At 36.7% G+C, this 21360-nt stretch carries 24 protein-coding genes; 10 read left to right on the forward strand and 14 right to left on the reverse strand.

Translation table 11 applies throughout. The features are described from left to right. Nucleotides 1-25: 25 nt before the first annotated feature. Complete coding sequence (locus SJY44_RS09735) at nt 26-934, reverse strand: helix-turn-helix domain-containing protein (protein WP_396589567.1); 909 nt, start codon at nt 932-934, stop codon at nt 26-28. A 165-nt stretch (nt 935-1099) separates the two neighbouring features. Here SJY44_RS09735 and SJY44_RS09740 point away from each other — a divergent pair, with 165 nt between their 5' ends. Beyond that, entirely contained in the window at nt 1100-2704 is a 1605-nt protein-coding gene (locus tag SJY44_RS09740) for an amidohydrolase (protein ID WP_396589568.1), read from the forward strand. 6 nt (nt 2705-2710) lie between these two features. On the opposite strand, the gene SJY44_RS09745 is transcribed toward SJY44_RS09740, so the two are convergent. Then, nucleotides 2711-3922, reverse strand: a complete 1212-nt coding sequence (locus SJY44_RS09745) for an RsmB/NOP family class I SAM-dependent RNA methyltransferase (RefSeq protein WP_396589569.1) — start codon at nt 3920-3922, stop codon at nt 2711-2713. Nucleotides 3923-3994: 72 nt separating this feature from the next. On the opposite strand from SJY44_RS09745, the gene SJY44_RS09750 reads away from it, so the two are divergent. Then, entirely contained in the window at nt 3995-5026 is a 1032-nt protein-coding gene (locus tag SJY44_RS09750; RefSeq protein ID WP_396589570.1) for a WD40/YVTN/BNR-like repeat-containing protein, read from the forward strand. Nucleotides 5027-5077: 51 nt separating this feature from the next. On the opposite strand, the gene SJY44_RS09755 is transcribed toward SJY44_RS09750, so the two are convergent. From SJY44_RS09755 to SJY44_RS09790, 8 genes are all read right to left on the reverse strand, one after another. Beyond that, nucleotides 5078-5428 carry a DUF6515 family protein gene (locus SJY44_RS09755; protein WP_396589571.1) on the reverse strand — a complete coding sequence of 117 codons (351 nt, stop codon included), beginning with the start codon at nt 5426-5428 and terminating at the stop codon, nt 5078-5080. A 110-nt stretch (nt 5429-5538) separates the two neighbouring features. Then, nucleotides 5539-5982, reverse strand: coding sequence for a hypothetical protein (locus SJY44_RS09760; protein WP_298925297.1), 444 nt, complete (start codon nt 5980-5982; stop codon nt 5539-5541). Then, nucleotides 5975-6487, reverse strand: coding sequence for a hypothetical protein (locus tag SJY44_RS09765; protein ID WP_396589572.1), 513 nt, complete (start codon nt 6485-6487; stop codon nt 5975-5977). Before SJY44_RS09765 ends, SJY44_RS09760 begins: the two co-directional genes overlap by 8 nt. 33 nt (nt 6488-6520) lie before the next feature. Next, entirely contained in the window at nt 6521-7063 is a 543-nt protein-coding gene (locus SJY44_RS09770; RefSeq protein ID WP_298925302.1) for an RNA polymerase sigma factor, read from the reverse strand. A 49-nt stretch (nt 7064-7112) separates the two neighbouring features. Further along, nucleotides 7113-8939, reverse strand: a complete 1827-nt coding sequence (locus SJY44_RS09775) for an ABC transporter ATP-binding protein (protein ID WP_298925305.1) — start codon at nt 8937-8939, stop codon at nt 7113-7115. A gap of 4 nt (nt 8940-8943) precedes the next feature. Further along, nucleotides 8944-10650 (reverse strand): phospho-sugar mutase, encoded by a 1707-nt coding sequence (locus tag SJY44_RS09780; protein WP_396589573.1) that lies wholly within the window; start codon nt 10648-10650, stop codon nt 8944-8946. A 57-nt stretch (nt 10651-10707) separates the two neighbouring features. Continuing rightward, nucleotides 10708-11655, reverse strand: coding sequence for a glycosyltransferase family 2 protein (locus SJY44_RS09785; RefSeq protein WP_396589574.1), 948 nt, complete (start codon nt 11653-11655; stop codon nt 10708-10710). Nucleotides 11656-11697: 42 nt separating this feature from the next. Further along, nucleotides 11698-12216 (reverse strand): DUF4199 domain-containing protein, encoded by a 519-nt coding sequence (locus tag SJY44_RS09790; protein ID WP_298925313.1) that lies wholly within the window; start codon nt 12214-12216, stop codon nt 11698-11700. 163 nt (nt 12217-12379) lie between these two features. On the opposite strand from SJY44_RS09790, the gene SJY44_RS09795 reads away from it, so the two are divergent. Together SJY44_RS09795 and SJY44_RS09800 are read left to right on the forward strand one after the other, a co-directional pair. After that, on the forward strand, nt 12380-12649 hold the full coding sequence (locus SJY44_RS09795) for a type B 50S ribosomal protein L31 (protein ID WP_298925316.1): 270 nt from the start codon (nt 12380-12382) through the stop codon (nt 12647-12649). Nucleotides 12650-12729: 80 nt separating this feature from the next. Further along, nucleotides 12730-13905, forward strand: a complete 1176-nt coding sequence (locus SJY44_RS09800) for a GlmU family protein (RefSeq protein ID WP_396589575.1) — start codon at nt 12730-12732, stop codon at nt 13903-13905. A gap of 24 nt (nt 13906-13929) precedes the next feature. On the opposite strand, the gene SJY44_RS09805 is transcribed toward SJY44_RS09800, so the two are convergent. Next, the gene (locus SJY44_RS09805; RefSeq protein WP_396589576.1) at nt 13930-14355 is read right to left on the reverse strand and encodes a winged helix-turn-helix transcriptional regulator; all 426 of its coding nucleotides are present in this window, start codon (nt 14353-14355) and stop codon (nt 13930-13932) included. Between the two features lie 101 nt (nt 14356-14456). On the opposite strand from SJY44_RS09805, the gene SJY44_RS09810 reads away from it, so the two are divergent. Genes SJY44_RS09810 through SJY44_RS09820 form a run of 3 tightly spaced genes read left to right on the forward strand, consistent with a single transcriptional unit; the run spans nt 14457 to nt 16031 of the window. Then, a complete protein-coding gene (locus SJY44_RS09810) occupies nt 14457-14753 on the forward strand; it encodes a DUF1330 domain-containing protein (RefSeq protein ID WP_396589577.1) in 297 nt (98 codons plus the stop codon). A gap of 17 nt (nt 14754-14770) precedes the next feature. Continuing rightward, a complete protein-coding gene (locus SJY44_RS09815; protein ID WP_298925328.1) occupies nt 14771-15235 on the forward strand; it encodes an SRPBCC domain-containing protein in 465 nt (154 codons plus the stop codon). Nucleotides 15236-15245: 10 nt separating this feature from the next. Then, the gene (locus SJY44_RS09820; RefSeq protein WP_396589578.1) at nt 15246-16031 is read left to right on the forward strand and encodes an SDR family NAD(P)-dependent oxidoreductase; all 786 of its coding nucleotides are present in this window, start codon (nt 15246-15248) and stop codon (nt 16029-16031) included. A gap of 147 nt (nt 16032-16178) precedes the next feature. On the opposite strand, the gene SJY44_RS09825 is transcribed toward SJY44_RS09820, so the two are convergent. Beyond that, complete coding sequence (locus SJY44_RS09825) at nt 16179-16598, reverse strand: SRPBCC domain-containing protein (RefSeq protein ID WP_396589579.1); 420 nt, start codon at nt 16596-16598, stop codon at nt 16179-16181. Nucleotides 16599-16777: 179 nt separating this feature from the next. On the opposite strand from SJY44_RS09825, the gene mtaB reads away from it, so the two are divergent. Beyond that, entirely contained in the window at nt 16778-18106 is a 1329-nt protein-coding gene (gene mtaB / locus SJY44_RS09830; protein WP_396589580.1) for a tRNA (N(6)-L-threonylcarbamoyladenosine(37)-C(2))-methylthiotransferase MtaB, read from the forward strand. 46 nt (nt 18107-18152) lie between these two features. On the opposite strand, the gene SJY44_RS09835 is transcribed toward mtaB, so the two are convergent. Further along, the gene (locus tag SJY44_RS09835; protein ID WP_298925339.1) at nt 18153-18446 is read right to left on the reverse strand and encodes a GNAT family N-acetyltransferase; all 294 of its coding nucleotides are present in this window, start codon (nt 18444-18446) and stop codon (nt 18153-18155) included. Nucleotides 18447-18608: 162 nt separating this feature from the next. On the opposite strand from SJY44_RS09835, the gene SJY44_RS09840 reads away from it, so the two are divergent. Both SJY44_RS09840 and SJY44_RS09845 read left to right on the forward strand, forming a co-directional pair. Next, the gene (locus SJY44_RS09840) at nt 18609-19286 is read left to right on the forward strand and encodes an alpha/beta fold hydrolase (RefSeq protein ID WP_396589581.1); all 678 of its coding nucleotides are present in this window, start codon (nt 18609-18611) and stop codon (nt 19284-19286) included. A 30-nt stretch (nt 19287-19316) separates the two neighbouring features. Next, a complete protein-coding gene (locus SJY44_RS09845) occupies nt 19317-20276 on the forward strand; it encodes a lytic transglycosylase domain-containing protein (RefSeq protein WP_396589582.1) in 960 nt (319 codons plus the stop codon). A 292-nt stretch (nt 20277-20568) separates the two neighbouring features. On the opposite strand, the gene SJY44_RS09850 is transcribed toward SJY44_RS09845, so the two are convergent. Continuing rightward, on the reverse strand, nt 20569-21309 hold the full coding sequence (locus SJY44_RS09850) for a methyltransferase family protein (protein ID WP_396589583.1): 741 nt from the start codon (nt 21307-21309) through the stop codon (nt 20569-20571). Nucleotides 21310-21360: the final 51 nt, after the last annotated feature.

Raw genomic sequence — 21360 nt, forward strand, 5'->3', positions numbered from 1 at the left:
AACACCAATCCAATACTTGCAAAAATCAAACAATTTCTGCTTTTCTGAACTTAAGAGGGGAATAGGAGGTGTGTTTCTTGAAGAAATTTGAAAAATGTGCTGTTTCTTCGAACCCTAGGGAATGTCCAATTTCGGAAACGTTCCAATTCGTGTGTCGGATTAGAATCTTGGACTCTTTTACAACCCTTTCTGCAATAAGAATTGAAGTGCTTTTTTGCATGGTTTCTTTTAAAGCCCTGTTTAAATGGTTAATATGAACACCCAACTGTTTTGCAAAATCAGCAGGAGAACGCAATTGCATTCGTTGGGTTGGACTTTCAACTGGAAACTGTCTTTCCAACAATTCTGCAAACAATGAGGAAATTCGCTCTGAGGCATTGGAATGCATGTTGGAAGCAAGATTGGCAGGCTGAAGTTTCATTGCGGAATGAATCAGCTCAAAAACTAGGTTTCGAAGAATATCATATTTGTAGGCATAATCGGAATTGATTTCGGCGAACATTCGTTTAAAAACAGGAGTAAATGAATCAACTTGGTCATCAGTCAATTCAAAAACAGGATGCCCGCTGGGTTGAAAAACAGGGTAATTCAATAAATTTCCAAACTGATGAAAAAAGGCTTCTGTGAATACACAGAAATAACCAGTGAGCTGTTCATCAATTTGCTCCCAGTTGTATGGAATTTGTGGATTTGAAAAAACAAAGACATGCTTATCCACATTCACAATTTTATCAGCATAATGCACCCTGCTTTTACCGGTGACCAAACTTATCTTAAAATATTCCCTCCGGTTAAAGGGCATAGGCTTTGCCTTGGGACCGGCAAACTCATCCAATTTGAATACATTAAAATGACCTATTCCAGATTTTAAACTTTCAGGAACTTGATTGCCCGATTCTGAATAAAAGTTTTCTAAGGTCTTTTTCTTTACCATAAATCAAATTTATGAAAATCAAATAAAGAGTTGAAATGTAATTTTTAAAACGATACTAGTTAAACTGCCTTTTTGAGGAAACATGAATAAAATAGGAATGATGATTCTGCTCATCCTAATATTTAGTATTTTAGAAGGATAGTTTGCTAATTCAAATCCAACTCTATGAAATCTAATTACCACGCTTTACGAGGCCTATTTTTTGTGTTGACCCTTACAATGGGAGTATCATTGGTTTATGGTCAAAAAACCTATTCAAAATCTAAAATTACTAAACTGAAAGCTGAAGTCGCTGCTTTGGTGGAAGCTGATAAAAAGCAGGCTCAAGTGATGGTAGATAAAATTTTCAGCTTTGCCGAACTTGGTTTTCAAGAGGTAGAAAGTTCCAAATATCTTACAGGTATCTTAAAAGACAACGGTTTTACCGTGGAAAATTCTATTTCAGGTATTCCCACGGCTTGGTTTGCTAAATGGAGTAATGGTGATGGACCTGTAATTGCTATTGGTAGTGATGTTGATTGTATTCCCAAGGCATCGCAATACCCAGGGGTGGCTTACCACAAACCTATGGTTGATGGAGCACCTGGTCATGGCGAAGGGCATAATTCAGGTATCCCCCTAAATATTTCGGCTGTTTTGGCGGTAAAGAAAATCATGGAGCGTGAGCAAATTGGTGGTACGCTAATTGTTTGGCCTGGGATTGCGGAAGAATTGGTAGCGGCTAAAGCATGGTACGTACGGGATGGCCTATTTGATGATATTGATATGTGCATTTTTACACATGTAAGCAATAATTTGAGTGTGAGTTATGGTCCTGCACGGGGCACTGGGCTCATCTCAGTAGAATATTCTTTTGAAGGAGAAGCTGCACACTCAGCTGGCTCTCCATGGAGGGGACGTAGTGCCTTGGATGCAGCAGAGCTTATGAACATAGGTTGGAATTATAAACGAGAGCATTTGCATCCGCTACGTCGTTCGCACTCTATTTTCACAGATGCTGGTGACCAACCCAACGTGGTGCCTTCAAAAGCATCCATCTGGTTTTACTTTAGAGATATAAAATATGAAGGTATTATGGATATGTATGCTACTGCTAATGATATGGCAAAAGGGGCTGCACTAATGACAGGAACCACCATGAAATCTAAAGTTTTGGGTGCTGCATGGCCAAGACATTTTAATAAAGTGATTGCAGAGACCATGTATTCGAATATTAAAAAGGTAGGACTGCCTAATTGGTCTGAGGCTGACCAAACTTTGGCTAAAGCCGTACAAACGGAAGTGAGCTCTAAGAAAATTGAAGGATTGGCTGTAAAATTAGATACTATTGGATTGCCGGTGGTGGATCCCATTAGCGGTGGGTCTGATGATATTGGTGATATCTCTTGGAAAGTGCCTACGGTGACCATGCGTTTTCCTTCTAATATTCCTGGCTTACAAGGACATCATTGGAGCAATGCCATAGCCATGGCCACACCCATAGCGCATAAAGGGGTAGTAGCAGGTGCAAAAGTGGAGGCAATGACCCTTATCGACTTTCTGCTTAAGCCTGAGCTTTTAAAACAAGCCTGGGATTATTTTAATAACGAACAAACCAAAGAGACCAAGTTTGAGCCTATGATTTCTGAGGACGATATGCCACCCATATATTTAAACAAGGACAAACAAGACCAATTTAGAACTGCCCTTGAAAAGTTTTATTATGATGAAACTAAATATGACAGCTATCTAGAACAACTGGGAGTAAGTTACCCAACCTTGAAAGAATAATAGAGGCTAGCTTCTTTTTAAAAGGGCCATGTAAAATCCGTCATAACCTCTTTCGGAAGCATAGATGTTTTGATCTTTGACCAATTCAAACCCTTCTCCGGATTCAGAATTTAAGAAAGTTGAAACTTGTTCTGTGTTTTCTTGTGGAAGAATGGAACAAGTAGCATATACCATTTGACCATCTTTTTTGACCATTTTACTGTAATTCTGAAGGATTTCTTGTTGAATACCCATGATTCGGTCAATGAACTGGGGCTCCAGTTTCCATTTGGAATCTGGATTTCTTCTTATCACACCCAAACCAGAACAAGGAGCGTCCAGTAAAACTCTGTCTGCACTATTGCGTAGTTTTTTAATCACTTTTGTAGAGTCTATAGTTCTGGTCTCTACATTGTGGACACCATTACGTCTTGTGCGTATTTTTAGCTTTTTTAGTTTACTTTCATAAATATCCAAAGCAATGAGTTGCCCTTTATTTTCCATTTGGGATGCCAAGTGCAAGGTCTTGCCGCCTGCTCCAGCACAAGCATCAATAACACGTTGACCGGGTTGCGCTTCTAAAAATGGAGCGACCAATTGTGAAGAGGCATCTTGTACTTCAAAGAGGCCATTTGCAAAAGCTTCTGTGGTAAAAACATTTTTGCGCTCTTTTAGTTTCAATGCATCTGGGTATCCATCAATGGCAATGGTTTCAATTTCATTTTCGGCAAGCAAAGCCTGAAGTTGTGTTTTCTGGATTTTAAGGGTATTGGTTCTTAGGATGACTTCAGCTTGTTTATTTAGAGCTGCAATTTCCTTGGTCCATAGATTGTTTCCAAGGGCTTGCTCTCCAAGTTCATCTAGCCAATCTGGAACTGATTCCCTGAACTTTCTTATTTTGGATAGTTCATCAAACTTACCTTTTATACGTCTTTCCGGTGTTTCTTCAAGTTGTTTCCAATCTGGTAAGCTAATACCCTTTAGAACACACCAAACCGTAAATAATCGGAACAGATTAGGTCTTGAATAGGGCTCATTTACTTCTGCAATTTCAGTATACAAACGCTTCCAACGTACAATATCATAAGTGGTTTCAGCAATAAAACCTCTATCACGGGCTCCCCAGCGTTTATCGTATCGCAATACTTTTTCAATGACCTTGTCTGCATATTCCTTCTCATTGAAGATTAGGTTCAAGGCATCTATAACGGCAAAGACGAGGTTTCTATGTAAACGCATCCTGAAAATTTTAGGAATGCAAAGGTATGGTTTCTTATATGATTCCGATTACATTTGAAGAAACCTTATAAAATGGCAAAAAAGCTAATATTTATTGTTGCATTAATGATAATTGGGTGTTCCCAAAAAGAGAAGTCGCAAAACTTTTCAACAGTTGAAATAGAGACGATTTTCAGTGACTCTGTAAGTATCAGGGCAATTGAGTTTTTGGATAATAAAACATTGGCGTTTGCGGGGAGCAATGGAGTTTATGGTTCTGTTGATGTTAGAACAAGTAAGGTTCGAACCAATATTCAAAAATTTGATTCCGTACTTCCGGGATTTAGAGCTGTAGCGCACACAAAAGTTGACTTCTTTATGCTTTCAGTGGCTAATCCTGCTTTATTGTATAAAACAGGTGAAAATGGACAAATGGAATTGGTTTATAAAGAAGAAGGCGAAGGTGTTTTCTATGATGCCATGAAGTTTTGGAACGATAGAGAAGGTATTGCTGTTGGAGATAGTATGGATGGGTGTCTATCCATAATTATAACAAGAAATGGAGGGAATAGTTGGGCCAAACTTTCTTGCAATGTATTACCAAAAGCAAAAGAGGGGGAAGGGGCATTTGCAGCCAGTAATACCAATATTGAAATTGTCGGAGATAAAGTATGGGTAGCTTCTACTTCTGGCACTGTTTATTATTCTTCAGATAAGGGCCGTTCTTGGGAGGCACAACAAACACCAATATTGAGCGGAGAGCAAACGGAAGGAATTTATTCTATTGATTTTTATGATGAAAACTTAGGATTTGGAATAGGAGGAGATTATTTAAAATCCACTGCCAATGCTAAAAACAAAATAGTGACCAAAGATGGCGGGAAGACATGGAAGCTTGTTGCGGATGGACAAGAGCCTGGTTATAAAAGTTGTGTGCAATTTGTTCCAAATTCTAGTGGGAAAGGTATAGTGACAGTTGGATTCACAGGGATTTCATATTCAAATAATCAAGGTGAAACATGGAAGCCATTGAGTGAAGAAGGTTTTTACACTATTCGTTTTTTGAATGATTCGACGGCGTATGCCGCGGGGAAAAATAGGATTGCAAGGTTGGTATTTAAATAAAACAGCAGCGATATTATCGCCGCTGTTTCAACTAAAAAATAACCAAACCAACTAAACGTTTACTACTATGTAATTTCTACCTGTCTTCTTGTACCAAACACCTCTGTATTTGTATAATTTTCTTCCATTGACCACTACAACTTTTCTGGCTCTCGGGAGTCTTCTTATTTTGATTCCTACTGGCGCAGCACATACTACATATTTTTTGTTTTGTGCTTTGTACCATACTCCATCGGCGAAATGGAAATTGATTTTGTTGTGGACAACCACTTTGGGTTTAGTAACCTTTGTTACGACCGTACCATGTTTTGGGTATACACGAACAACCGTTCGTTGCGCATTTGCAGCGACCATAGTTCCTAAAAATGCGACTACAACCAATATTGTTTTTACTGCTTTCATACTATTTTTTTTAATGGTTTTCTAATAGTATGACTTTAGTATTGGAAGAAGGTTTAATTGCAAAAGGAGCCTTTCGGCTCCTTTTTAATGTATTTTACCGAGTTTTGGTTTTATCCACCACCCATTTTACGTTTTCGGTATTGTTGTAATAATCGTTTTTTAAAATCTTCTTCTGCTTTTAAGAGGAGCAACGTCTTTTTGGGTGGGATTACTTTCCTGATTTTTGCTATAAAATCTTGTTCAGCATTGTACTTCTTCTCGTGCATGACAATGTATTTGTCCAATAGTGCGGAAGTTTCTTCTTCGGACATATTTTCAAGTAGTGCAGCTTGGGATTTTAATTCTATCCGTTCATTTCGTCTAATACTCCCCAATATTTTTTCGTGTTCATTGTAAATGGGCCAAAACAGTTGCGCTTCTTCACTTGTTAGGTTTAATCTCTCCGTGATAAAGGCCACTTTTAGTGTTTTTATGCGTTCCCTTCCAGGACCTTGAGCATAAAACCAGGTGGCGCTCATCATAAGCATGGATAGTATGAGTAGTCTTTTATTCATAATAGTTGTAATCTAAATTTAAATCCTCAATGTCCTCCACATTTTCATCTAAATATTCAAGGATGTTTTCATCTTTAAGGGCATTGTCCAATACATCATTTACTTCCAGACTGTTTAAGGACACTACTTCTGCTATTTCGTAAGTGCTCATATCAAGTTCTGTAGTTTCAAAATACGCGTCTATTTCTGCACTGACCAAATCTTCAAATGTTATTGGCGCATCTGTTTTCCAGGTTAGTCCAAAAATCAAAATAAATATGGCAGCAATTGCAGCAGCACTGTAATAGAATTTTTTATAGGACTTTAATTGAACAACTTTGGCCTCTTTTGTTTCCACTTTAAAAGTATCAAAATACTCTTCTGGAACACTAAAACCATCAGATTTTGGAATTATGGATTTTCCCTGTTCATTTTCTTCCTCGTTAATTTTGTCCATGAGTCGCTCATGGAAACTATCAAAGTAACCTTCAGGGGTTTTGAATTTATTTTTGTGGTCCTCTTTCATACTACGACTTTGACTTTTAATCACTTAAAAGGTTTAATCTGCCTTAAGATACGTTTCAATTTTCTTTACTGCCAAATGATAAGAAGCTTTTAAAGCTCCCACTGATGTTTCTAAAACCTCTGAAATCTCTTCATATTTCATTTCTTGAAAATATTTCATGGTAAAAACCAATTTTTGCTTGTCTGGAAGGGTGGCCAATGCCTTTTGCAATTTCAGTTGAATTTCATCTCCTTCAAAATAAACATCGGATTGTAAATTCTCTATCAATGACATTTTTAGTTCCTCATCACTTATCCCCATTTTTTTTGACTTCTGCTTTAAAAAAGTCAGGGATTCATTGGTGGCTATTCGATACATCCAAGAATACAGCTTACTATCTCCTTTAAAACCTCCAATGTTCTTGTACACTTTTATGAACGTATTCTGGAGAACATCATCCGCATCGTCATGATTTAGGACAATCCTGCGTATATGCCAATACAAGCGTTCTTTGTAAGTGTTGACCAACACTTCAAAGGCCTTTGCTTGGCTCTCTTTTTCTTTTAGTTTGTTGACTAAGGCTTCCTCAGCAATCAATTGTTCTTACAATTTGGTGCTTTGACTCTGTTTGTATGAAAAGGTTTAATTATACAGTGAAAGACTGCATTTCAACCAGTTTTTTATAGCCTTTTTTAGATTTCATGAGTTCTTCATGGGTACCTTGCTCCACAATTTTTCCTTTGCTGAGCACAACTATGGAATCTGCATTTTGAATTGTTGAAAGTCTATGGGCAATGACAATGGAAGTCCTATTTTGCATCATTTTTTCCAAAGCATCTTGTACTAAACGCTCACTTTCGGTATCTAGAGCCGATGTAGCTTCATCTAGAATCATGATTGGTGGATTTTTAAGAACTGCTCTTGCAATGGAAAGTCTTTGTTTTTGACCACCACTTAATTTATTGCCGCTATCCCCGATATTAGTGTCATATCCATTAGGCAGTTCCGTGATAAAATCGTGGGCATTGGCTACTTTGGCCGCTGCTATGACTTCATCGTCAGTTGCCCCCTCTTTACCAAGACCTATATTATTTTTAACGGTATCATTAAACAAAATGGAATCTTGTGTCACCAATCCCATTAAACCTCGAAGCGATTTTTTAGTAATGTTCTTGATATTCGCGCTATCTATTAAAATCTCACCCTCGTTTACATCGTAAAAACGGGTCACCAGATTGGCAATGGTACTTTTCCCACTTCCGGATTGCCCCACAAGTGCTACCGTATGTCCTTTTTTGACTTTGAGGTCAAAACCTTTTAAAACATAGTCATCTTCATATTTAAATGAAATGTTTTTGATAGCAATATCATCCGTAAAATCTGTTTTCTCAATGGAATCTTTACTATCGGCAATTGGATTTTCGGATTCCAATATTTCTAAAACACGTTCCGCGGCAGCATTCCCTTTACGTACGCCATAGGAAGCTTTGCTTATCGCTTTGGCTGGAGTAAGTATGTTATAGGCTAATCCCATGTAGGCAATGAAAGAAGAAGCATCTAGAGTCTTGTCCACCAAAACCATTTTGCCTCCAAACCATAGTAATACACCGATCACTAAAATCCCTAAAAACTCGCCAGTGGGTGAAGCCAAGTTTTGTCTGTTCAACAAAGAATTAGAGAATCTAAAAAACCGATTTGTAGAAGCTTTAAAGATGTTGAAAAACTTAGATTCAGCGTTAAACGCTTTAATTACTCGCAGACCTCCAAGCGTTTCTTCTACTATGGAAAGGAATTCTCCTTGCTCTTTTTGAACTTTATCAGATTTCCTTTTCAGAGATTTTCCAATTCTGGAAATAATCATTCCAGCAATGGGAATAAAGACAAAAACAAAAATGGTTAGCTTGGCACTAATACCAAACATGATTAAAATAGTAAAAACAATGGTCAGAGGTTCCCGCACTATTAATTCAAGTATGGAAAGAAAAGAATGTTGAATTTCCAATACATCTGAAGTTATCCTTGCTATGACATCTCCTTTTCTTTTTTCAGAGAAAAAGGATATTGGCAGGTCTACTATTTTCTGATACATCTTGTTACGGACATCCTTTAAAACTCCATTTCTCAGGAAGGTAATAAAGTACATGGCCAAATAGTTGAAGACGTTTTTAAGAAGGAATAGGACCAAGACCAACCCAATGACCAAGACCAAACCTTTCATTTCGTCATCACCGGAGTACTCATTTACGTGATAGTTTATATAGTCCTGTAAATAGTCTTTTGACTTGGAAAAACCTTTATATACAGGTTCTACCAAAACTTTTTGTTCAGGTTTAAACAATACATCCAACATTGGGATCAATGCTGCAAAAGAAAGTGCACTAAAAAGCGCATAAAGAATATTAAAAAATATATTCAAAAAGCCGTATTTGCGATAGGGTCTCGCAAATTGGAGAATCTTTTTAAAGTAATTCATTCACCTATAAATTCAGTTCGGAAAGGATGCCATCAATTTTGGTATCCAACTGCGAATTTACGGATTTATAATCCTCCGCTTTTTCTAATTTGGTATTTGTGCTAATGTAAAATTTCACTTTAGGTTCTGTGCCGCTAGGTCTGGCAGCTATCCGAGTACCATCTTCAGTTTCGTAGATCAACACATTGGATTTTGGCAAATCAATTGGTTTTTCCTCACCGGTCAGCACGTTTTTGGCAATTGAAGTATTGTAATCTTCAACCCAAATTACCTTTGAACCTTGTACAGATTCCACAGGGTTTTCTTTAAAATCAATCAGCATTTGTTTTATTTCCTCAGCACCTCTTATTCCTTTTTTGGTCAAAGAAATCAGTTTCTCTTTATAAAAACCAAAGTCTACATAGGCGTCTATTAAATCCTTGTAAAAAGAACTTCCGTTTGCCTTGGCATTGGCAGCGATTTCACAGGCCAGTAGGGTAGCGGTAACGGCATCCTTGTCGCGCACAAAATCACCTACCATATATCCAAAACTCTCTTCTCCACCTCCAATAAAAGTTGAATCGGGAAAATCCTTGATCATCTTGCCGATCCATTTGAACCCTGTTAAGGAGGTTTTACATTCCACGTTATAAGCTTTTGCCATTTGTTCCATCATCGGTGTGGAAACTATGGTTGTTGCAATGAATTCATTGCCATTGAATCCATTTTCCTTGTATTTATCTAAAAGGAATTTGGTCATCAGCACCATTGTCTGGTTACCGTTGAGCAATTCTATTTTTCCTTCCAAATTTCTTACGGCAATCCCTAATCGATCACTATCTGGGTCAGTGCCCACCACCATATCTGCTCCAATTTCTTCAGCTTTTTTTATTGCCATTGATAAAGCTTCTGGCTCTTCTGGGTTTGGCGATTTCACAGTGGGGAAGTCTCCATCAGGCTTTGCCTGTTCTTCTATAATTGTTACATTCCTATAGCCAGCACGTTTTAAAACTTCTGGAATTGCAGTTATAGAAGTCCCATGAAGTGAAGTGAAGACAATTTTAAAATTGTCTTTGTCTTTTGCGCCAAAACTTCCTTTACTTACTGAAGCTTTAAAAAATGCTTCGTCAACATCTTTATCAATAAGTTTAATAAGACTTTCATTGGCTTCAAAATTAATATCCTCAAAAGAGAGGGAATTAATTTCTGCAATAATCTCACCGTCTTGAGGCGGTACTATTTGTCCACCATCAGTCCAATATACCTTGTATCCATTATATTCCGGCGGATTATGGGAAGCAGTCAAAACAATTCCAGCATGACAATTTAAATGCTTCACGGCAAATGAAAGCTCAGGAGTAGTTCGCAATTCAGAAAATAAGAAAACTTTGATTCCGTTTGCAGATAAAATTTCAGAAACTGTTCGTGCCAATGTATCCGAATTGTGCCTGCAATCATATGCAATCACAACCTTAACTTCTTCTGTAGGGTAAGTTCTTTTTAGGTAATTCCCTAGCCCTTGTGTGTTTTTTCCTAAAGTATATTTGTTTATTCTATTGGTTCCAACACCCATCATTCCGCGCATGCCACCCGTGCCAAATTCCAAATCCTTGTAGAAACGTTCTTTTAGTTCCTCTGTATCATTTTTGATAAGGTTTTGAATTTCTTTTTTGGTTTCTGAATCAAAAAAATCGGTTAACCAAGTCTGTGCGGTCGAGAGAATGGAATCCATGTGTTGTTGCTAAGTTTTATGCTTTTAAAAATACGAAGAATCTGTATTTGATTCTTGCTAAATATTAATTTTGTTGGAGATGGTATAGCGGGTATCGTTTTTTCTGGAACGCACTAAAATCTCGCCTATAAAACCAGCTAAGAAGAACTGTGTTCCAATCACCATTGCAATTAATGCAATATAGAATTGTGGTCGTTGTGTAATTAAACGCCCAGTTGGATTCAGAAACAATTTGTCCACACCCAAATAAATAGAGAACCCAAGGCCAACTATAAACATAAGTACGCCCAAGGCCCCGAAGAGATGCATGGGTTGCCGCCCAAATTTTGAAACAAACCAGATGGTAATCAAATCTAGAAAACCATTGATGAAGCGTTCAGCCCCAAACTTGGTAGTCCCATATTTTCTTGCTTGATGTTGCACTACTTTTTCCGTGATTTTTGAAAAACCAGCATTTTTGGCCAACACGGGAATGTAACGATGCATGTCTCCCGAAACCTCAATGTTCTTCACCACCTCATTTTTAAATGCCTTAAGTCCACAGTTAAAATCATTCAATTTTACACCAGATGTTCTTCTAGCCGCCCAGTTGAAGAGTTTTGAGGGCATATTTTTGGTGATAATGGAATCATACCGTTTCTTCTTCCATCCAGAAACAACATGGTTACCGTCTTCTTTAATTAATTTATATAGTTCTGGTATTTCCTCTGGGTTGTCTTGCAAATCTGCATCCATAGTAATGACCACATCACCTTGAGCAGCTTTAAAGCCAGCATGCAACGCCTGGGATTTCCCAAAATTTTTCAAAAATTGAATCCCTTTTACATTGTCGTTTTTTACGGAAAGTTCCTCAATGGTTTTCCAAGAACCATCAGTGCTGCCATCATCAATAAAAATGACCTCATATAAAAAATGATTGGACTGCATAACTTTTGCAATCCAATCATGGAGTTCTATAAGTGATTCTTGCTCGTTAAGTAAAGGGATTACAATGGAAATTTGCATTGTTCATTTCTGGAATTCCCTTCAAAAATAGTATTTTTTGTCTTAGTATGCGGGTTTGGCTTTTTTCAGAATTAAACCGCTAACCAATCCTAAAACGAGCCCTATTAAGATATTTAATATCAAAAGAAAAGGATATCCCATCCACCAGAACTTTATGCTCTGTTCTTTTTGTACATCAAATTGTTCTTGGGTGATTTCTCCACTTTCCAGTGCTGGGCCTAGACGTGCATCCATAATTTTAGAAGGTGTATCTGGGTCTATGACGTTTACTAGAACAAGGTTGTATATTATTGCAATAATTGCAGATATTAAAGCAATACCAGCTCCAATTTTTAAAGCTTGGCTAAGGGTCAAAAAACCTTCATTTGCTTTTCTAAAGTTAGAAATACCAATAAAAGTAATAACTGCAGCTAGCACAACACCGATGATCATAAGTGCAGGGCTTTGTGAAGTGTGCATGTCTTGGGTATAAAGCATGATTCCAAATATCACACTGATACCTCCCAGGATTAATCCGTAATTAAGGGAGAATTTTCCTGTTTTTGGTTGATTTTCTTCCATTTTATATAAAAATTTATTGTTGATTGTAGCTTGTTAGTGAGTAACATAAAAGTTTTGTTACACTCAAAGGTATATTTTTTCTTTTTCACGATATTTAGGTTGGAATTATCAAAGAAATTATTAAATTTGCACCTCGAAATTCTGAGATTTAAGTTTTAAGACGATGAGAAAAGGTATACACCCAGAAAATTATAGATTGGTAGCTTTTAAAGATATGTCCAATGATGATGTATTTCTTACAAAATCTACAGCGGAAGCAAAAGAGAATATCACTGTTGATGGTGTTGAGTATCCTTTGGTAAAATTGGAGATATCTAGAACTTCTCACCCTTACTATACAGGTAAGACCAAATTGGTTGATACTGCTGGTAGAATTGATAAGTTCAAGAACAAATACAAGAAATTCAGTAAAGAGGAAAAAAGCGAAGAATAAGCAATTTCCCTTAATAATATTTAACGCCTCTGATAATTGTCAGAGGCGTTTTTTATTTTTACACCATTCAAACTACAACCATGAACTATATACTTTCTGATGGACCCCAAAGAGAATCATTGCTTCCGTTCACTTTTACAAGGCCTGTCGCGGAAATTAGAATAGGAATTTTAACCATTCGCGAAAAATGGGAAAAGTATCTGAATACAGCGGTAAGCTTTAAGACAGAGGAGTACTTATCGGAAAAATATCCAATGAAGGAAGCTGCGGATAATGTTGTAATTACTTCATCTTATTTACCTAGCCAACAACTTTTAGAAGCTATATCCTTTTTAAAAGAAGGAGAAGCTGTTTTTTATGAGGACAAAGTGGTAGCATATCGCACCAAAAACCCCAAAGAGAATATTGACTTTTCAGAATACACAATTATAAACTATGCAGGAGGAATACTTACTGTAGACCAGACATGGGATATCTTTTCTAAGAACGGGGAAGCTTTACGGGCTGACTTTGATTTAATTACCAAAGGTCGAAAAAGCGCTCCAATTTCAGGTACCAATAAATTAATCTGTCCTGAAAATATGTTCGTGGAGGAAGGAGCAATTATAGAACATAGTATTTTAAATGCGACTAAAGGCCCTATATATATAGGTAAAAATGCAGAGATTTGGGAAGGATGTCTTATCCGAGGAGCTTTTGCATTATGTGACAATGCCATTGTAAAAATGGGAGCAAAGATTTATGGCCCTACCACTGTTGGACCTTCTGGAAAGGTTTGTGGAGAAATTAATAATTCTGTGATTTTTGGATATTCTAGCAAGGGACATGATGGTTACCTAGGAAATGCAGTATTGGGGGAATGGTGCAATATTGGTGCGGGATCTAATAACTCCAATTTAAAGAACAATTATGCCAAAGTACGCATATGGAACTATGCCACAGAAAAATTTGACCATACAGGGCTACAGTTTTGTGGACTTATGATGGGTGATCATAGCAAAACGGCAATTAATACCATGCTCAATACAGGAACCGTAATTGGCGTAAACGCTAATATTTATGTTCCTGGATTTCCAAGAAACTTTGTCCCCAGCTTTAGTTGGGGTGGTGCTTCCGGTTTTAGCACTTACATGCCAAAAAAAGCCTTTGAGGCAGCAGCAGTAATGATGGAGCGCAGAGGGGTGAAGTTTGACGATAAGGAAGCCCGTATTCTAGAGCATGTATTTGAGTTGACCAAAAAATGGAGGAATTATTGAAGAATTTTCAAGTAAATAAATAATCTAATTTTCGGAAACAGCTTCAAACTCCTTTAAAAGGGCTTTGCTCATTTTGTCCTGTAAATCTTCACCTCCTTTTATAAGTTCTGATACATGTGCTCTATCTTTTTCAGAAACTTTTCTATGATTTAAACTCCACTCAGACATTGCTATCATAATAGGCATTAAATCAATACCTACTTTGGTTAATGTATATATGTTTTTTTGTTTGTGCTTAGCATCTTTTGTTTTAATAACAATTCCTAACTCCTCTAGTTTATTAAGCCTGTCTGTTAAAATATTGCTGGCAATTTTTTCATCAGATTCTCTTATCTCATTAAAGTATCGTTTCCCGTCAAACATAATATCCCTTATTATTAACAAGGTCCATTTATCCCCAAACACTTCAAGATATTGATTTATAGGGCATGATGATTTCAATTCCTTCATATTAAGTTTTATATTAAAACTAGTTGCAAAATAAAATTAGTTTAATATATTTGAGCAGTTGTTTTTTGCAACTAGTCAAATATACATTAAAATTCACATTGATGAACAGAGGTTATCTAATTGAAAATTATACTGTAATAGATAAGGAGAATTATGTTCCACCTGTAAAAACGATAAATGGAATACTGGAAAAGTTTAATGGGAAATTCTTAGTGGCAACACCAAAATCTAAAACCTTACATGGCAATCCGTTAGAGGTGGTCGTAGTTATAGAGTTTGAATCTGTTGAGAAGGCTCAAGAGTTCTATAATTCCAAGGATTATGAAGAGCACAAAAGACTTTATAAAAATACTACTCAAGGCTGGATAAGTTTAGCACCAGAATATTTTGGACAATAAAATTAATACTAATACATATGGATTTAAAAAAAACAATTAGAGTCAAAGCATCAAAAGAAAAAGCATTTAAAGCAATAACGACTGAAGTGAACAAATGGTGGGGAAACGTAGATAATAAAACAGCTAATGAAATTGGGCATGAGTTTTCTGTCTTTTTTGAAGAAGATACAGAATGGCGTTTTGTAGTTTCAGAGTTGGAAGAATTTAGCCATGTCGCTTGGAGGTGTATTCATGCAAACCATTCATTTTCAGGTCTTAAAAATATAAAAGAAGAGTGGTTGAATAGCAAAATATCTTTTGTTTTTAAAGTTTTAAGTGATGATATGATTGAAGTTTCATTTACCCACAAAGGACTAACCCCAAGTTTAAATTGTTATGAAATTTGTGATGCAGGCTGGACACATTTTATAGTTAATAGCCTTAAGCAATATTTAGAAACAGGAACTGGAACTCCAAATTTGGTAGCTAATACTAAAAATTAAAACTCAAAATATGAATAATCAATTATTAAAGAACAAGAATGCACTCGTTTTTGGAGCTAAGGGAGCTACAGGGCTACAAGTATCAAAAGCATTAAAAATGCAGGGAGCTACTGTTTATATGTCTGACATTAACGTAGATGGTATTGTAGAAGAATCGGAATTGGGCCAAGTGCGAAAGCTAGATACTTTGGACGAGGAAGCTGTTTTACAGTATTTTGATTGGTTTAAAAAGGAGGATATAAATGTTGATATTGTCATTAATTTAAGTGCTTCAAACCCTGCTGAATATAATCATGGAAAGCCCGCAATGGAAGTGTCGTTAGAGCAGTTTATGATGCCTTTGAAATCTACAACAGCTTGCCAGTTTCTTACCGCAAAAGCCGCTTACCCAATTATGTCCAAACAAGGACAAGGAGTTATTATTTTCATCACTTCTACTTTAGCTAAAGTAGGCTCTCCGTGGAGCCCTGCCTTAACGGCATCTCATGCCGCTACGGAAGGGTTGTTGAAAAGTCTGGCAAACGAATGGGGACCAGAGGGAGTAAGGGTAATTGGCGTAAGAACGGAGGCAATGCCGGATTCCCCTACAATTGATTATACCTTCACTACCATGGGTTTAAATATGGGAATAAGCAGAGATGAAATGCAGCAATTTATAGTGGAAAACAAAACGGCCATGAAAAAACTTCCTTCCACAGAAAATACGGCAAACGTTGTAGTTTTAGCAGCATCTGAACTAGCAAGCCATATGACCGGAACTATCATGAACCAATCTGTGGGGCACATTTTAGAGTAGTTACCTGATTAGATATTTATTCACTCTGTTAACATCAGCAGAGTGAATCAAGTTTTAAGCTGTATTTATAACGTTTAAGATATGGCTTCGATTTAATACTAAAACAAGTTCAGCATAAATTGTAACATTAATCTTGGTATTTGAGGTTTATTCCGCAAATGGTTGTCCTTCTCCAGTTTCACATAATGCCTTAAGGCTATCCAAAAATCTACCCCAATGATGATTGCAAAACCCAAAGAATTCACTTTCTTCTGCCCAATTTAAATGAGAAAACTTGAGAAAAGTAATGCCCTCTTTTTCTTCCAATTCAAAAGATAAATTAGTCCCAATCCACTCCTTATCTCCATCTACACATTCCCAATAGACTTCACTTGGTGAATTCAGTTTTGAAATTTTCATTTTGTTGAAATATTCGTCTCCAAATTTAAAATGATTTATGCTTCCTTCTTCTGGTTTTGCTGTTGTTTGACTCGTCCACCAGCCCTTTAGTCCATCCTCCATTGTAATTGCATCATACACTTGTTTCACAGATGCGTTAATTGTTAGGTTGTGTCTAATATTTGCCATTTGTTCTCAAGATGATTTATTTATTTTAACTATATGACGAACTCAATCCAAATAATTGGACAAGAATTGATTTTTATTGTCACTAACATTTAGGGGATGGCTTATTTGCAAGACCGGCCAATAACCAAAAATCAAATCAATTTAGTAACTTTGCAGCCCTTAAAATCAAGGGTTTACTCATGAACAAAAAAGTTGCCTTTTATACACTTGGGTGCAAACTTAATTTCTCTGAGACCTCTACCATTGCTAGAAGTTTTGAAGGTGAGGGTTTTGACCGTGTTGACTTTTCTGAAAAGGCGGATATCTACGTCATCAATACGTGCTCGGTCACTGAAAATGCCGATAAACGTTTTAAAACTATTGTAAAACAAGCTCAAAAAAGCAATTCAGATGCTTTTGTAGCCGCCGTTGGCTGCTACGCACAACTAAAACCAGAGCAATTAGCTGCTGTAGATGGTGTGGATTTAGTGCTGGGAGCAACGGAAAAATTTAAGATTACCGACTACCTTAATGATTTAACTAAAAATGATAGGGGAGAGGTACATTCATGTGAAATTGAAGATGCAGATTTTTATGTGGGAAGCTATGCCATTGGAGACAGGACCAGAGCTTTTTTAAAGGTTCAGGATGGGTGCGACTATAAATGTACGTATTGTACCATCCCATTGGCCAGAGGTATTTCTCGTAGTGATACTTTACAGAATGTACTGAATAATGCTGCTGAAATTGCTTCCAAAGACATTAAAGAAATTGTACTAACCGGGGTCAATATTGGAGATTACGGTAAGGGAGAGTTTGGAAATAAAAAACACGAGCATACCTTTTTGGATTTGGTCAAGGCTTTGGATGAAATAGACGGAATACATCGTTTAAGAATATCATCTATTGAGCCTAATCTTTTAAAAAACGAGACAATTGATTTTGTTTCCAAGAGCAATTCATTTGTGCCTCATTTTCATATTCCCTTGCAGAGTGGTAGTGACGATATTTTAAAATTGATGCGGCGCAGGTACTTATCCAATCTATACATTGATAGGGTAAATCGAATTAAGCAAGCCATGCCACAAGCTTGCATTGGAGTGGATGTTATTGTTGGTTTCCCTGGTGAAACAGATGAGCACTTCTTGGAAACCTATCATTTCCTAAACGAACTGGATATTTCCTATTTACACGTATTCACCTATTCTGAAAGGGATAATACCTTAGCAGCAGAAATGGAAAACGTGGTTCAAAAAAATATCAGAAGTAAACGAAGTAAAATGTTGCGTGGACTTTCGGTAAAAAAACGAAGAGCATTTTATGAGAGTCAGATAGGGAGTGTGCGCACGGTTTTATTTGAAGGAGAAAACAAGTCAGGTTACATTCACGGTTTTACTGAAAACTATGTAAAAGTAAAGGCTCCTTGGAATCCAGAATTGATTAACACACTGCATGAAGTGGAACTAACCAAGATAGATGAAGATGGATTGGTCCGTTTCGAGTTTGTTTCAGATAAAGTTTTGGCATAAAAAAAACCTCTCGAATGAGAGGTTTTTAGTTCTTTTTACTTTTTAATTAGATGCGTATTCCCACGGGGAGCATCTCCTTGTACTGTCTGTTCTTTCTTAAAAAACCTGCAATGTGTGGGCTAGTAGGAACAACCCTCAAGTTTTTCTCTTGTATCTGATGTAAAACGGCTTTGATAAAAGTTTCTTTAAAGCCTTCTTGTGTAATCTCTTCAGGAATTACAAGTTTGGTTAAAAATACTTTACGCTCTTGTGAAGAATACTCAATTTTAGCTAAATGCCCATCCAACTTAGTTTCAAATTGGCGCAAGAAACTATTGTCATTAACTTCCATTTCTGTCATATAGAATTATTTTAAAATTGACACTGTCTAATTACCGAAGTGGTAATTCTGTTGATCCCATTTAAATTGCATATGTGATATTAAGTGGGGCTAATTGCAAAAGGGTTACAAAATTAGTCAAAAATTAGTTAATTTCCTAGCCTAATAGATATTTGGTGAGAAATGCCCGACAACAAAATACATGTATACCTTATACCAGGAATGGCTGCCAACTCATCGATATTTGATGGAATTAAATTGCCTTCTGAAACTTTTGTAACGCATAAATTAGAATGGTTTATTCCTAAAAAAGGAATGACCTTTGAAGCATATGCCAAAGAAATGGCTCTGAACATTGTTCATGAGAACCCGGTATTGCTCGGAGTATCGTTTGGAGGCCTCTTGGCCCAAGAAATAGCAAAGCATATTAAAGTATCCAAAATTATAGCGGTCTCCTGTGTTAAAAAAAGCAGCGAACTACCTAAAAGGATGATTTTTGCCAAGTACACCAAAGTCCACAAATTATTGCCCACTGGTTTAGTAAACAATGTGGAGCTTTTAGCCAAATATGCCTTTGGCGAAACGGTTACCAAGCGACTAGAACTCTATGAAAAGTACCTTTCCGTTAGAGATAAATATTATATAGATTGGGCCATTGACAATATTGTAGGCTGGGAACAAACCATCCCGCCAAAGAACCTTGTCCATATTCAAGGTGAAAAAGATGCTGTATTTCCAATAGCGAACATTAGAGATTGTATTCCAGTTAAAAATGGAACCCATGCCATGATAATTCATCGCGCTAAGTGGTTTAATGAGAACCTGTCTGCAATTATTTTAGAAGAAGGAAGTTCTATATAGTATCTTTACGTAACACATAGAAGTGATAGCATGAAACACATTAAAAATATATTAGCGGTTATTGGATTAGTGGTAGTTGTCGGCAGTCTTATTTTCGCCGTACAATCTGCTCCAGAAGATAAAATGGAAAAAACAGAAGTTGTTGATGCTAAAAAAACTGCTTCTGACGGATATAAAATAAGTGCAATTGAGATTCCGCAGGATTTAAATTTTGCAGGAGAGCCAGTACCTTTTGAAGACCCGGAAATCATGGAAAGGGTAGACCGGGAATTTTTGGTGAACACCTATTGGCAATCCAATGCGTTGCTGTTAATGAAACGTGCCAATAAATATTTTCCTATTATAGAGCCAATTCTGGCAAAAAATGGAGTCCCAGACGATTTTAAATATTTGGCCGTTGCTGAAAGCGCATTGATAGACGTTGCTTCACCCAAAGGTGCAGCAGGGATGTGGCACTTTATGAGAGCGACTGCCAAAGAATATGGTTTAGAGGTAAATGCCAATGTTGACGAGCGGTATCATATTAGAAAGTCTACGCAAGCGGCCTGCGATTACATTAACAAATGGAAAAAACGTTTTGGCACATGGACGCTTACTGCTGCAACATATAATGCTGGTCCGGGCGGGGTTAGAAAATATATGAACATTCAAAAAGTAGATAACTACTATGACCTTTTGTTAGGTCAGGAAACAGGGCGCTATGTTTTTAGGATTTTGGCACTTAAGGAAATCCTCTCTAACCCTGATAAATATGGTTTTGATGTAGAGAAAGATGATTTCTATAAAGCAGTCCCCACATTTACAGTTGAAATTGATGAACCAGTTGCCAGTTGGGCAGACTTTGCTAAGGAGTATGAAATCAATTATAAAATTTTAAAGAGGCATAACCCTTGGTTGCGTGAACCTCACTTGAACAATAGCTCTGGTAAAAAGTATGTTGTTGAAATCCCTAACAAAGGGTATTACCGCAGCACCAACGCAGGTCAATAGTTTTACCTGACCATTTGGTTTTGAAAAAGCAAAGATTTTTTTGAGATTTCACTTATCGGTTCGGCTATGGCAAGTAGGGCAGGTACGCCGTCTGCGATAGCAGCGGGCGAGTTGATGTGCTGGCATCGTTTCCGTCTGCGCTGGTAGTCGGAGCTTTTTGTTTTGTATTTTTCTTTTTTATATCAAATGACAAATCCAAAAGATTTGGCGGACTTGGCAAACACGCCCAAGCATTTAAATTTAACACTTTATGCCCTATTTGCTACAGGCATTGTTGGCAATAGTTTTTTAATCAATCAGTTTTTCTTTTTGTAAAAGGTATCATCATAGGTGTTTTCTTCATATATGCTAAATATTTAGATTTAAAATTTTCCTTTAAATCTTTTTCTTCATATAGAGCTCCAATGAAGAAATACAAAGTCAAAAGAACGGCGAATACTAAATGTGTTGCTGACATCACTGGTGTAAACCATAGTCCCATAATGCCACCTAAGTACAACGGATGCCTTGTATATTTATAAAATGAAACCACTTTAAATTCTAATTCAGTATATGGTTTATTTAATAGTTCTAAATAGGTTTGTCGTAGACCAAATAAATCAAAATGATTGATTAGAAAAGTACTTACAAATAAAATTACCCAACCTAAAAAAAATAAAACGTACATAGTATAAAATAGAATGCTTCCTTCTTCAATTGTCCATATGTTACCACCAATTGGTTCCCAGTTCCATATAAGAACAAAGAGCAAAATACCTGCTTGTAGTACATAGGTACTTCTTTCTACGGGTCTTGGAAGAACTTTAGTAATCCAATTTTTAAATGATTTTCTAGCCATTACGCTATGCGGTACTGCAAAAAGTAATACAAGTGCAAGATTTTTTAAAAGCGCATAATAAAATGGGACTTCAGGATTTCTGTCGATTGATATTTCCGGAATCAAATGACTTATCGATAAAATCCAAAATAATAGAGAAGCAAAGCCAATACAATAACAGATAATTGAGTAGGCGAACATGAATAGTTGTTTCATAATATTTAGTTGAATTAATAATGACTCAAAATTCAATTAAATAAGCGACTA

Origin of the sequence: Allomuricauda sp. R78024, assembly GCF_044596045.1 — a bacterium.
Taxonomy (GTDB): domain Bacteria; phylum Bacteroidota; class Bacteroidia; order Flavobacteriales; family Flavobacteriaceae; genus Flagellimonas.